The organism is Psychrobacter sp. H25 (genome assembly GCF_059076335.1).
The window spans coordinates 2,904,023-2,917,561 of sequence record NZ_JCACRV010000001.1; the positions used below are offsets into that span (position 1 = coordinate 2,904,023).

Consider the following 13,539-nt stretch of genomic DNA (forward strand, 5'->3'; position numbering starts at 1 on the left):
CCCCATGAAAAAACTACTTTTAGCTACAGCAATCGCAGCCCTATCTGTATCTGCCGCACAAGCAGCACCTACCTTATATGGTAAAGCATTCGTTACTACTGACTACGTAAATGCTGAACTTGATCGTGAATCTATGGACGGCGATACTAGCATCAGTACAGATAGCGATTCAGTACAAATCAACTCAAACATCTCACGCCTTGGTTTTAAAGGTTCTGAAGCAATGACTGCTAACACTGATGTTATCTATCAGTTAGAGTATGGCATCAAGATTGATGATACTGGCGAAGACAACATCGCTTTCAAAAGCCGTGACACTTATCTTGGTCTAGTAAACAAAGACTTTGGTCAGTTCCGTTTTGGTCGTAACTACTCAGTATCTGATTACATCAACAACGTAACTGTTACTGAAGGTTACTGGGATAATATCGGTGTAAGTTCACTAAGTAGTGGTGATGTGGCTGAAGCTTTGACACTAACTGATGGCGGCCGTGTAAACAACTCTATCGTATGGATGGCTCCTAAATACAATAACCTACCATTAGAGCTAGCACTACAGTATGGCGCTGATGAGAGTTTTGTTGATGATAGCGATGATCGCAACAATGGCTATGGTGCATCATTGATGTACAACCCAGGTAACGGCTTCACTGCTGGTATCGCACTAGATGACGATATGAGTATCGATGGTGAGATCTTACGTGGTAGTGCGACTCTTGATTTGAGCAAGTATGTTGCTTATCCAGTAAAATTGGGTGCTTTATATCAGCAAGCTGATTATGATGGTTTAGACGAAGAAGACGGTTTAATCTTAAGTGCTGAAATGGGTCTTGCTAACTTTGCTCGTCCAGCAACTGTATACCTTCAGTACAACAAAACTGAAAACTTGAGTGGCCTTAACGGCAATGACTCAGACCAAGTTGTATTGGGTGGCACGTACTCTTTCAAAGACAACATGATTGCTCATGCTTATATCGGTCAAAACTCAGCTGACCTAGACAATGGTCTATTCATTGTAAGAGATGCTGAGACTGATCAAGTTGGTGACACGATTGCTGCACGTGGCGATGCTGATGTATTCGCTATCGGTGCTGGTCTAGAGTACTTATTCTAGTATCACACGTAAATAGATAGCATATAAAAACTCATCCTTCGGGGTGAGTTTTTTTTGTTCCATAATCAGTAGTGTGTTTTAAACAACAGCGTGTCTTAAATAACAGAATCCGTAAAATTAATAATAACATTTGTGTAAATTTTGGTTTTTTCACCTTACTGTAATATTTGGTTGGTAAAGTTGTGTCTAAGTAATGCTTCTAGCTCATATATATAAATGTTCTATAGGGTAGTCACCCAACCATTATATGTATCAGCCAATCTTAGCCAATTTATCACTCAAATCGTAAAGTGGAGATACCCTTTGAAAAAATTACTTTTAGCCTCGGCAATTGCAACGCTATCAGTTTCTGCCGCTCAGGCAGCGCCAACTGTCTATGGTAAAGCATTCGTGACTGCTAATTATGTCAATGCTGAACTTGACCGTCAGTCTATGGATCTACCTGGTGATACTATCAACGTCAACGAAGATAATAGTTCGGTGCAGGTCAATTCACATTCTTCACGTATAGGGTTCAAAGGGTCTGAAGCCATCACCGCCAATACTGATGTGATTTACCAACTAGAGTATGGCATTAGCATTGATGACAGCGGTAGTAGTAATATTGGCTTCAAAAGCCGTGATACTTATCTCGGTCTAAAAAACAAAAACTATGGTCAGTTCCGCTTTGGTCGTAACTACTCAGTCTCTGACTACATCAACAACGTCACCGTGAACCAAGGCTATTGGGACAACATCGGCTCAAGCTCTCTTGATGAAGGGACATTGAGCGAAGCATTGACCCTTACTGATGGTGGCCGTATCAACAATTCTATCGTATGGATTGCACCGAAATACAATGGTTTACCGCTAGAGCTATCTTTACAGTATGGTGCTGACGAATCATTTGTCTCTGACAACGATGACCGTGACAGCGGTTTTGGTGCGTCTTTGATGTTTGACCCAGGTGCTGGTTTTACAGCTGGTGTGGCTTATGACAAAGACATGTCTGTCTCAGATGGTGGCGAAATTCTTCGCGGTACTACTAGTATCGATTTGAGCAAATATATGGCTTATCCAGTGACACTAGGCGCGCTATATCAGCAAGTAGATTTTGATCAGCAAGACGAAGAAGAGAAAGGATTGGTTGTCAGTGCTGAGATGGGCCTGACCAATTTTGCACGTCCTGCCTCTATTTATCTACAGTATGACAAGACCGAAAACTTAGCGGGTCTCGATGGTAATGATTCAGACCAGATTGTACTGGGTGGCAAATATATGTTTAAAGACAACATTATTGCTCATGCCTATATCGGGCAAAACTCTGCAGATCTAGACAATGGTCTCCTAGTAGTCAGAAATTATGATGACGATACGGTTGCTGAAGTTGCTGCGCGCGGTGATGCAGATGTATTCGCTATCGGTGGCGGCTTAGAATACAAATTCTAGTATAGCTACTCTAGTATAGCTACTACGGTAAATATCGAAAAACTCATCCTTCGGGGTGGGTTTTTTTGTTGTATGGCGTTTTAATAATAGAAAAATGTTTGTTACCTATACAAAAAAATAAGAGTTTCAGACAGTTTGCATTTTTGCCCTATATTTTATGGTGTATTTTTAGTAAAATCCTTCTTTACCAATTACCGACAGAGTACTATGACCAAGTTTATATTCGTGACCGGTGGGGTAGTGTCCTCACTAGGAAAAGGTATCACCGCAGCCTCTCTTGCAGCGGTATTAGAAGCACGTGGCGTGACCGTCACGATGACCAAAATGGATCCGTATATCAACGTCGATCCAGGTACGATGAGTCCGTTCCAGCATGGTGAAGTCTTCGTTACCGAAGATGGGGCAGAGACGGATTTGGATTTGGGTTATTACGAGCGCTTTTTACGTCATTCAAAAATGAGTAAGAGTAATAACTTCACCAGTGGTCGTATTTATCAAAACGTTCTAAATAAAGAGCGCCGCGGTGAGTACTTAGGCGGTACTGTACAGGTTATCCCGCATATCACTGACGAGATTAAGAGCAAAATTCTGGCTAGTGGCGAAGGGTATGATATCGCTATCATCGAGATTGGCGGTACGGTTGGTGATATCGAATCACTTCCCTTTATGGAAGCCGTACGTCAGATGCAAGTAGAGCTGGGGCGCAATCGCGCCATGCTAATGCATCTTACTCTAGTGCCGTATATTGCTAGCGCAGGTGAAACAAAAACCAAGCCAACACAGCATTCAGTAAAAGAGCTACGCTCTATTGGTCTACAGCCTGATATCCTAATCTGTCGCTCTGATCATCATATCTCTCAAGATAACCGCCGCAAGATTGCGCTATTTACTAACGTTGAAGAGCGCGCGGTTATTATGTGTGAAGATGCACAAAGTATCTATCAAATACCGCGTACGCTACACGAGCAAGACCTAGATGATCTTATCTGTGAGCGTTTTGGTTTGGATGTGCCTGAAGCTGATTTGAGCGATTGGGACAAGGTTGTCGAAGCACAGCTAAATCCTGAAGGTACATTGACGGTAGCTATGGTTGGTAAGTATGTTGAGCTTCCGGATGCCTATAAGTCTATCAATGAAGCCTTATTGCATGCAGGTATCACTCACAAAGTAGATGTCAAGATCGACTATATCGATGCTGAGCTCTTAGAAAGTGATGAGCAGTTATTTGCCCGTCTTAATGATGCCAATGCCATCTTGGTACCAGGCGGCTTTGGCGAGCGCGGTACGATGGGTAAAATAAAAGCCATCACTTATGCTCGCGAAAACAATGTACCGTATTTAGGTATTTGTCTTGGTATGCAACTGGCTGTCATTGAATACGCCCGCAACGTACTGAGTATCGACGCTAACTCTTCTGAGTTTGATCGTAAGACAGCTGAGCCAATCATTGGGCTTATCACCGAATGGTTAGATGAGCGCGGCGAGCTACAGATTCGTAGTGATGACTCAGACCTTGGCGGTACCATGCGTCTAGGCGCACAGCAAGCAGAGCTTGTGCCTGGTAGTAAGCTTGCCCAGATATATGGCGCTAATAACATCACTGAGCGTCATCGCCATCGCTATGAGATGAATAATCGCTATATCGAGCCATTAGAGCAATCAGGAATGACGATCTCTGGTTACTCTGCAAAGCAGCATCTAGTAGAGTCTGTTGAGATTAGTGAGCATCCATGGTTTGTCGCTGTGCAGTTCCATCCTGAGTTCACCAGCTCACCACGCGGTGGTCATCCATTGTTCAATAGTTTTGTAAAAGCGGCAAAAAACCATAGCGAAGCTAAATAGTGCTTGGCACGTAGTGTAAAGCAAAATCGTTATTCTTAAAAAGACTGATCTTCGGATCGGTCTTTTTTTTGCTCAGTGTTTTTGTTAAGTTTTCTTTGCTTAATGACACGCAATGACAGTTCATAAATTTGATTGTCTAATAGCGGTCTTAAAATACTCTCTATCGATAATGGCTAATTACGCTTACATACTTTTTTTAATTGGGCTATCGGTTACAATATGGGATAAGTATATTAATAACAATATAAGAGGTAATGACTTTATGGAAAATTTATTGACAGCACAATCACACATCGCACTGAGCACGCCTACTGGCAGTACGATTAACATTGGTAACGACCAGCCTTTTGTATTGTTTGGTGGTATGAACGTCTTAGAGTCTAAAGAGCTTGCGTTCGAGATTGCAGAGCAGTATGTAGATATCTGCAAGCGTCTAGGTATCGGCTATGTGTTCAAAGCGAGCTTTGACAAAGCCAACCGCTCAAGCCTGCACTCGTACCGAGGCCCTGGACTTGAGCAAGGAATTGATTGGTTAGGTCAAATAAAAGAAAAGTTCCAAGTACCCATCATTACCGATGTGCATGAACCGCATCAGGCCGCACCAGTCTCTGAGGTCGCTGATATCATTCAGCTGCCAGCTTTTTTATCACGTCAGACGGACTTAGTCCATGCGATGGCAAAGACAGATGCGATTATCAATATCAAAAAGGCACAATTCTTGGCGCCGCATGAGATGCGCCATATCGTCAATAAGTGCTTAGAGGGTGGTAATGATAAGCTCATACTATGTGAGCGTGGTAGTGCCTTTGGTTATAATAACCTAGTCGTTGACATGCTTGGTTTTGATACCATGAAGCAGATGGATATCCCCGTATTCTTTGATGTGACGCACAGTTTGCAGCAGCCAGGTGCGCGTAGTGATAGCGCAGGTGGTCGCCGTGAGCAGATTACAACGCTTGCCCGTGCGGGTATGGCGACAGGATTGGCAGGGCTGTTTTTGGAGGCGCATCCAAATCCAGAAACTGCAAAGTGTGATGGACCCTGTGCGCTGCGTATGAGCCAACTAGAGCCGTTCTTACGCCAGCTCAAGCAAATTGATGACTTGGTAAAAGGTTTTGATGTCTTGGATACTCATTGATATCGAAATAATAGGAGGGTTGTACCATGGCAATTCAAATGGCGAAAGTCAGTATCGAAAATATAAATGATGAGCAAGGTCTAGATAGCGTAATGACAGCGCTCAAAAATATCTCAGGCGTGATCAAGATAGATCTTGATCCTGCTCATGACGTCGGCATAGTGAGCTATGATGATACGGATACCAGTATCCATGCTCTAACAGCGGCAATCAGCATGGTGGACTATGTGACGCAGCCATTCCCTATTGAGGCACCGCAGAACCCACACCATCACGACTAGTTTGTGTGCATCATTTTGCTTAAATGCACGGTTAGTCCTTGCCTGTTTAGTAATGAAATATCGTGTCAGTAATAAAGTAACAACCAAACAGTCTTGTTAGTGAAAATGATAAAGTTTATGCTTATTCAACACCACTCTGATAGTGTGTCTAAAGACCTGATAGTGTCTCTAAAGATAGGTATCGAGAATAAATAGTCGAGAGACAACGATTAGAGTCATTTTCACTATTAGCCATTTTTATTTATAAAAATAAGGAGCCTAATATGGCAGACCAAACACGTATTATTCAAATTGATGGTATGACTTGTGGCGGCTGTGTGGCAAGTGTACATGCGGCTACCGCTGACATTGACGGTTTAGATATCATCACAGTTGATTTGGCTGACAGCTTAGCCACGGTCACCTTTGATGATAGCAAAACCAGCGCAGAGACTATTGCCTCAGCTATCAGTGATGCTGGATTTGAAGCAGCAGTTGCCAACTCGTAGATCATGTTATTTCCCAAACAACCAGCTAACCTGTTATTACTAGCATGTTAGCTGGTTTTTTAATGGTGAGCATCTCTGAACTTAAAGCTGTGTTTCAGATTTCTTTAGCTTAATGCCGTTGATTGAATAACAGTGCTTTGTTTGAGTAGCTGGGTAGTAATGACTGTCTACAACGTACTGTTTGAGACTATTGTTGTATGTCTTTGCGTTATAGAAATAGACCCTAAACAGCACGTTTATAATTATTATTGCTGTGCTTGTTTTATTTGAATATTTTATTAATCCACTGATATTGTATGATGGCGCTTATGTAGTTATAGGTGCTATGACGAGTTATTTCTATGAATAAGAACGCCCATACCGCCACTAAAAAGCCTTACGATGTCGATACTGATGTGGAGTCAAACACACCGATCACGCCGCAACGTGCCCATCTACAATTAGCCATTGATGGTATGACGTGTCAGGCCTGCGCGTCACGAATTGAAAAGGTGCTTAACAAGAAACCGTCGGTCTACGAGGCGAGCGTGAGTTTTGCTGGTGAGACTGCCAATGTAGACTACGATCCGGCTGAGACGACACCTGAACAAGTGATAGAATGGGTGAACAAAACGGGATTTGTCGCCAACCTACAAGCCAGCGATAGCTTATTTGCACAGACAGATGAGGATACGGCAACTAAGTATCCATGGCGTTTAATTGGATTGTGGATTTGTCTGATACCATTTTTGGTTGGTATGGTAGGCATGCTGACAGGTATTGGCATGGCGTGGATGCCACCTATCTGGGTTCAGTTTCTCTTAGCAACGATTGTGCAGTTTGGCTTTGCGCTACCGTTCTACAAAAGTGCTTGGGCATCGATCAAAGGTGGTCTTGCCAATATGGATGTACTGGTAGTTATTGGTACTGTCACCATATGGGCGTATTCGACTTACCTTTGGCTCACGCATGGCGATGGTACTTTAAACAGTCTTTTGCAAAGTGGGCATCTGGGCGGACACGGTGCGAGTAATAGCCCAGCCGTATATTTTGAAGCAGGCGTTATGGTCATCGCTTTTGTCCGTACAGGTAAATATCTTGAGGAACGTACCAAGAAGCACAGTTTGAACAGTATTGATTTATTATTGTCATTGACACCTGATGAAGTAGAGCAGCAGCAGCCAAATGGTGAATTTCATAATATTGGGTTATCTGATGTGCAAGTAGATGACGTCCTACGTGCTAAGCAAGGCAGCCGTGTCGCTACTGACGGCACCGTGATATCCGGTAGTGGCTGGTGTGTGGAGAGTCATCTAACGGGTGAATCAGTAGCGCTCAAAAAAGAGCAGGGTGATGAGTTGCTAGCAGGTGCATTGGTAGAGAATGGCAGTTTGCTCTATCGCGTTAGTGCCAAGGGCAGTGACACAAAACTTGGTGATATGGTAAGAGCATTAAGTGATGCCCAAGGTTCAAAAGCCAACTTAGCTCGTCTTGCTGATCGAGTGACTGCAGTATTTGTTCCAATCGTGGTTGCTATTGCGTTGATTACTTTTGGAGTCACGTGGTGGCTAACAGGCATGATTGACACTGCATTGATGCATGCAGTATCGGTATTGGTCATTGCGTGCCCTTGTGCCCTGGGTCTAGCCACACCAGCGGCTATCATGGCTGGTATGGGTGTGGCTGCGCGTCATGGCGTATGGTTTAAAGATGCGCAAAGTTTAGAGGCTGCAGGCGATATTGACACAGTGGTACTTGATAAAACGGGTACATTGACCATCGGTAGACCGACTATCGTCGATCATGTCATGGTAGATCGATCGCTTGCTGTTGATGATGTGTTGCAGATCGCTGCCAGTGTCGAGGCGCATGCCAGTCATCCATTAGCGACAGCGTTAGTCAATACAGCCAAAGCCCGTCAGCTGTCACTATTCGATGTGACCGACATCAGTGTTGTAAAAGGTGCTGGCATACAGGCAAATATCGAAGGGCTTGGGCTGATAAAAATTGGTACGCCAGAGTTTGCTAACTTAACGTTACCTAAACTGATGCCAAAGGTCTGGCAAATTGCCAGTACGGTTGCAATCAGTATTAACGATAAGCCGTTAGGGGCATTCGCTCTCGCTGACGACTTAAAAGCAGATACGCCGCAGGCAATCACTGCGCTACAAGATGCGGGTATCAATGTGATTTTGATGAGTGGTGATAAGCAATCTGTCGTCGATCATGTGGCAGGACAGCTTGGCATCGACAACGCTTATGGCAAGATGAGTCCACGTGACAAGGCTAGCCAAATTGCACGGTTGCAAACTGCTGGTCATAAAGTAGCCATGGCAGGAGATGGGGTTAACGATGCGCCAGCGATGGCGACCGCTGATGCCAGCTTTGCTATGTTCGAGGGGACGGACGTGGCGCAGCACAGCGCCTCTGCACGATTGATGGGTGAGTCGCTCATGCATATCGATGCGGCGCAAAAAATCGCTCAAGCAACACTACGCAATATCAAACAGAATCTATTTTTTGCTTTTGTTTATAACTGTCTTGGTATTCCGCTTGCTGCACTTGGGTTTTTGAATCCAATGATTGCCGCCGCTGCTATGGCGATGAGCTCCATCTCTGTCTTAATGAATGCACTACGGTTGACACGTTTTCAGACAGCCGTTGAGCTTGAGCAGGTAGTACCCGTTTTCCCTACGGACAAAGACCCTTTAATAAAAACATAAGCATAAGTAAAAGTGTTGGCTTGGCTGTAGGGTTGTATGAATACAGACCGAAACATTATAGTAGATATGCTTATCTCCGATTATATTTATGACCGCAAGTCAGTGTAAGATAAGGGAAGTTTGGTAAAATATATGCTATGATGCCAAGCACTATAGCCAACCATTAACGCGCTCAAAAAACCTGTCATTACTATGTCAGTATAGTTATATGACATATAGGGTTAGGGTGTTCTTGGTGCATATGCTGTATGATATTTTGCTTTATCTTTTTTGTATTCTAGTTGCCGTTATTTATCTCACAAACTTGGCATGACCAAAGGAATTAACAGACATTATGTACGCTGAAGAAACCAACAACGTCACCGCAATTAAAGACATCCGCGCTCGTGAAATTTTAGATTCACGCGGTAACCCAACTATCGAAGCTGATGTGATCTTAGCTGATGGCACTGTCGGACGTGCTGCTGCTCCGAGTGGCGCATCAACAGGCTCACGTGAAGCGCTTGAGCTACGTGATGGCGATAATGCTCGCTATATGGGCAAAGGTGTCAAAAAAGCCGTCTCTAATGTCAATAGTCAAATTCGTAGTGCTTTGATGGACAAAAACGTGACTGAGCAGCAAGGTATCGATGATGCCATGATTGCATTAGATGGCACAGAAAACAAAGAAAGCCTAGGCGCCAATGCCATGCTAGCGGTGTCACTTGCTACTGCCAAAGCGGCAGCTAAGTCACAAAATCTACCATTACATCAGTACATTGCCAACCTGCGCAATCAGACGTCATTGACTATGCCTGTACCGATGATGAACATCTTGAACGGTGGTGAGCACGCAGACAATACGGTTGATATCCAAGAATTTATGATTGAGCCTGTAGGCTTCACTAGCTTTTCAGAAGCGCTGCGTGCTGGTACAGAGATTTTCCACAGCTTGAAATCTGTGTTGAAATCACAAGGTCTAAATACAGCAGTCGGCGATGAAGGTGGGTTTGCACCAAACTTACGTAGTAACGAAGAAGCCATTACCGTCATTATGCAGGCGATCGAGCAAGTCGGTTACAAAGCCGGTGAAGATATCCATTTGGCGCTAGATTGTGCAGCCAGTGAATTTTATAAAGATGGTCAATACGTTTTGGCAGGCGAAGGCAACAAAGCGTTTGATAGCCAAGGATTTTCAGACTACCTAGTTGGGCTGGCACGCCAGTATCCTATTATCTCTATTGAAGATGGTCTTGATGAGTCGGATTGGGATGGTTGGAAGTATTTGACTGAGCAGATCGGTGATAAAGTCCAGTTGGTTGGTGATGATTTGTTTGTGACCAATCCTGCGATCTTGCAAGAAGGTATTGATAAGCATATTGCCAATGCTATTTTGATTAAGTTTAATCAAATTGGCACCTTGTCAGAGACGCTAGATGCGATCTATATGGCGAAGAAAAATGGCTACGCTACTATTATCTCGCATCGTTCAGGTGAGACTGAAGATAGCACTATCGCAGATTTAGCAGTTGGTACGGCAGCAGGTCAGATCAAAACAGGCTCGCTATGCCGCTCAGACCGCGTTGCAAAGTACAACCAGTTGCTACGTATCGAGCAGCAAGTACGTGCAAGCTATCGTGGCCGTGAAGAGTTTATCGGTTTACGTGGTTAAGAGATTGACTGGGATTTTTGATGTGTATTGTACGTCAAAGATCCCGATATCGTAAACTGAGATGACAGTCAAAATCAGGCGGTATATAATCACTTATGTATCGCCTGATCAGCTCAAAACCCTACTATCATTCTTTCTATGTCGTTTGGCGTTATCATCTTATGAAATACTTTAGCCAATTTATACTACTTGCTTTAGCCGTTGCAGTGCTTTTGGGATTGCAATATCAGTATTGGCTGGGTGAAAATGGTCGGTTTGAACATAATAAGTTGACCACTCAAATTGAAGATCAACAGCGCATGAATGATAATCAAGTGGCAGCAAACAACCTATTACGTACCGATGTTCAAGACTTAAAAACCGGACTTGAAGCGGTAGAGGAACATGCGCGTCTAGACCTGGGACTGATTAAGCCCAATGAGACCTTCGTTCAAGTGTCTACTGCACCTACGACCCATAGCGCTTACTAGTTTGTATGAAGTACTACCGTACGTTATGACTTATCACAAAATCAGTAATTACCTTTCACCTCTTCAGCGTTCCCCTTTAAATATACTGTCATGGCCCCAACCATGAGTACACCACTATGAATAAACCCCCAAGCATTCACGCTATGATTGTCGCAGCTGGTCGCGGCAGCCGCTTTGGTGCGTCTATCGCCAAACAGTATACGACACTGCAAGATCAGACATTATTGCAGCATAGTTTGGCACGGCTCGGTCGTAGTACCTATATCGATAAGTGTCTGTTGGTTATAGCGGCAGATGATAATACAGCGCAGCAGCTAGAGTTTGCTATCCCTATATACTACGCAGTCGGCGGAGAAGAGCGCTGGCAGTCGGTAAAAGCAGGGGTTGAGTCAATCATTCAGACAGGCGCGAATGATTCAGATCTGGTACTAATTCATGACGCGGCTCGTCCTGCAGTGCCTGTTGCTGATATAGATCAAGTTATTGAAGCGGCGATGAGGGAGCCTTATGGCGCTATCTTGGCAACACCAGTAGCAGATACGTTAAAAACCTCTCATACAAAGCCGGTATCGATAGAAGAGGGCAGCAGTACAAGCCCTTATGCCAAGCGTACTATTGACCGTAGCAATATATGGCAAGCACAAACGCCGCAAGTATTTCGTTTGGGACAGCTCAGACGGGTCCTAAATTATGTATCGGAACACCAGCTCAGTATTACTGACGAAGCCAGTGCTTTTGAGCATTTAGAGTTACCGATACGTCTAGTGTCTGGTAGTCGACAAAACATAAAGCTTACGTATCCCGATGATGCGGTGTTGCTCTCAGCAATTCTGACTATTCAATCCTAACTCCATTCTCCTCAACACTATCAAGTTGCTTTTTATATAAGGCAGCTACCATTCTCGATTCACATATTCTATAAACATCAATCATTAGTTGGTGTCTTAATGCCTTCTCAAATATCAAATCATAGTAAGTAGTAAAAAGCCTATATCACGGTATATATCAGCTCGCATATATTAACTTGAAATATAATATATTGTTGTTACATGTTTTTTGTACAGAAATAAGACTATCAATCGAAAGAGGTTGCTTTGATGACTAAACTAACCTATGATGTAACTAACTTAATACAATTAATATAAAAACTTATAAAATCAATAATATATCAGACTCATTCATCACGCATAGAAGCGTTGTCTCTATATTTTTCTGAAGTTAGTATGATTGTTTTAGCGACATTTACCTAATAATAGGGAGAAGCTGATTGTCAACAATCAACGATTCGACAAATCCAGTAACGACAGATCTCTGCCGTCTTGTATATATAAGCCGGATTACCTCTACTGGTCTTTCAAGTCCTAGCACGCTTAATGACATTTCAGAGACCGCAGTTGATAGTAACCATACCAATAATATTACGGGTATCCTTTGCTACGGCAACGGTTACTTTTTCCAATGCGTAGAAGGTTCAGAACAGGCGCTAACAAACTTAAAAAATCGCTTGTTAGTAGATGATCGACACAAGGATTTAGAGATTTTAGATTTTTCGGAAATTACTGAGCGCCGATTCGGTAGCTGGTCATTACGCTCTATCACACTTGAGCGTTGGATGACCAAAGACCCTGAACTCAAAAAGCTCATGCCGTTTAAGCCCCAGACTTGGAACACTAGTGAATGGGAGAGGTTCTTAGATGTTTTGCAGTGCTATTACGAAGAACGAAGTAAAACAGGTGAAATCGATACGCCACCTGTTAAGTATAGTACTCTGGGGGTAACTTTGAGCAAAGTTGTTGGTCAGCATCAGGCGTTCTTTTTGATTCAGACGGTACTGGGTTTGATGATAGCTGCTACATTGTTGTGGCTAATGCTGTAATCGATAGACCTATATCATAGTAAGTAATATTTAGCTTAGAATATAATTGAAAAAAGCCAGCACTAGATGCTGGCTTTCTTGTTTGAATGAATCGTTTGAGCGCTAAAAATCAACATAAAAAAAGCCCCCTTCATAATAGATTATGAAGGGGGCTTTTAGTGGTACGCTTATTAGTCTAATCGAATACTAAGTATTTGTGCTAATAAGTGACGCCGAATAGTGGCGTCCCCAGGGGGATTCGAACCCCCGTTACCGCCGTGAAAGGGCGGTGTCCTAGGCCTCTAGACGATGGGGACTAGTAACAACACTTCAACTGCTTTCACCATTTATGCTGAAGTGGTGCGTATTTTAATAGCGTCGGCGCTTTCTGTCAAGCCTTTTTCTACGTCTTTTTAAAATTAAATATCTTTTTTTAATTGCACGGCGAGGATGTAGGTCTTTACGCTTTAAATGATGTCGAATCCATAAAGAAGTACAAGCGCTGATGGTCAAAGCAAGTAGCATATAACCAATGATGGTCCCCCATAGTTTCAGTTGTGGATCCATAAT

12 protein-coding genes and 1 tRNA gene are annotated in these 13,539 nt (G+C 43.3%); 11 read left to right on the plus strand and 2 right to left on the minus strand.

What is annotated here, in order from left to right; genetic code table 11:
- Window positions 1-4 precede the first annotated feature (4 nt).
- The 11 genes from AC5JPO_RS11940 (at window position 5) to AC5JPO_RS11990 (ending at window position 12,990) form a co-directional block, all read left to right on the plus strand.
- Window positions 5-1,114: a porin gene (locus tag AC5JPO_RS11940; RefSeq protein WP_443525972.1), complete on the plus strand. Its 1,110-nt coding sequence runs from the start codon at window positions 5-7 to the stop codon at window positions 1,112-1,114.
- A gap of 303 nt (window positions 1,115-1,417) precedes the next feature.
- Entirely contained in the window at window positions 1,418-2,542 is a 1,125-nt protein-coding gene (locus AC5JPO_RS11945) for a porin (protein WP_443525973.1), read from the plus strand.
- A 207-nt stretch (window positions 2,543-2,749) separates the two neighbouring features.
- On the plus strand, window positions 2,750-4,384 hold the full coding sequence (pyrG, locus tag AC5JPO_RS11950) for a CTP synthase (protein ID WP_443525975.1): 1,635 nt from the start codon (window positions 2,750-2,752) through the stop codon (window positions 4,382-4,384).
- Window positions 4,385-4,646: 262 nt separating this feature from the next.
- Complete coding sequence (gene kdsA, locus AC5JPO_RS11955) at window positions 4,647-5,522, plus strand: 3-deoxy-8-phosphooctulonate synthase (protein WP_443525977.1); 876 nt, start codon at window positions 4,647-4,649, stop codon at window positions 5,520-5,522.
- A gap of 26 nt (window positions 5,523-5,548) precedes the next feature.
- Window positions 5,549-5,803, plus strand: coding sequence for a hypothetical protein (locus tag AC5JPO_RS11960; RefSeq protein WP_443525978.1), 255 nt, complete (start codon window positions 5,549-5,551; stop codon window positions 5,801-5,803).
- A gap of 263 nt (window positions 5,804-6,066) precedes the next feature.
- Window positions 6,067-6,291, plus strand: coding sequence for a heavy-metal-associated domain-containing protein (locus tag AC5JPO_RS11965; RefSeq protein WP_443525980.1), 225 nt, complete (start codon window positions 6,067-6,069; stop codon window positions 6,289-6,291).
- 341 nt (window positions 6,292-6,632) lie between these two features.
- Window positions 6,633-8,993, plus strand: a complete 2,361-nt coding sequence (locus tag AC5JPO_RS11970) for a heavy metal translocating P-type ATPase (protein ID WP_443525981.1) — start codon at window positions 6,633-6,635, stop codon at window positions 8,991-8,993.
- Between the two features lie 334 nt (window positions 8,994-9,327).
- A complete protein-coding gene (gene eno, locus AC5JPO_RS11975) occupies window positions 9,328-10,644 on the plus strand; it encodes a phosphopyruvate hydratase (RefSeq protein ID WP_443525983.1) in 1,317 nt (438 codons plus the stop codon).
- Window positions 10,645-10,805: 161 nt separating this feature from the next.
- Window positions 10,806-11,114 (plus strand): septum formation initiator family protein, encoded by a 309-nt coding sequence (locus AC5JPO_RS11980; RefSeq protein WP_319051264.1) that lies wholly within the window; start codon window positions 10,806-10,808, stop codon window positions 11,112-11,114.
- Window positions 11,115-11,230: 116 nt separating this feature from the next.
- Window positions 11,231-11,962 (plus strand): 2-C-methyl-D-erythritol 4-phosphate cytidylyltransferase, encoded by a 732-nt coding sequence (gene ispD, locus AC5JPO_RS11985; protein ID WP_443525985.1) that lies wholly within the window; start codon window positions 11,231-11,233, stop codon window positions 11,960-11,962.
- A gap of 419 nt (window positions 11,963-12,381) precedes the next feature.
- Entirely contained in the window at window positions 12,382-12,990 is a 609-nt protein-coding gene (locus AC5JPO_RS11990; protein ID WP_443525987.1) for a BLUF domain-containing protein, read from the plus strand.
- A gap of 220 nt (window positions 12,991-13,210) precedes the next feature.
- On the opposite strand, the gene AC5JPO_RS11995 is transcribed toward AC5JPO_RS11990, so the two are convergent.
- A tRNA-Glu gene (locus AC5JPO_RS11995) sits at window positions 13,211-13,286 on the minus strand.
- A gap of 52 nt (window positions 13,287-13,338) precedes the next feature.
- A complete protein-coding gene (locus AC5JPO_RS12000) occupies window positions 13,339-13,536 on the minus strand; it encodes a hypothetical protein (RefSeq protein ID WP_319051261.1) in 198 nt (65 codons plus the stop codon).
- Window positions 13,537-13,539: the final 3 nt, after the last annotated feature.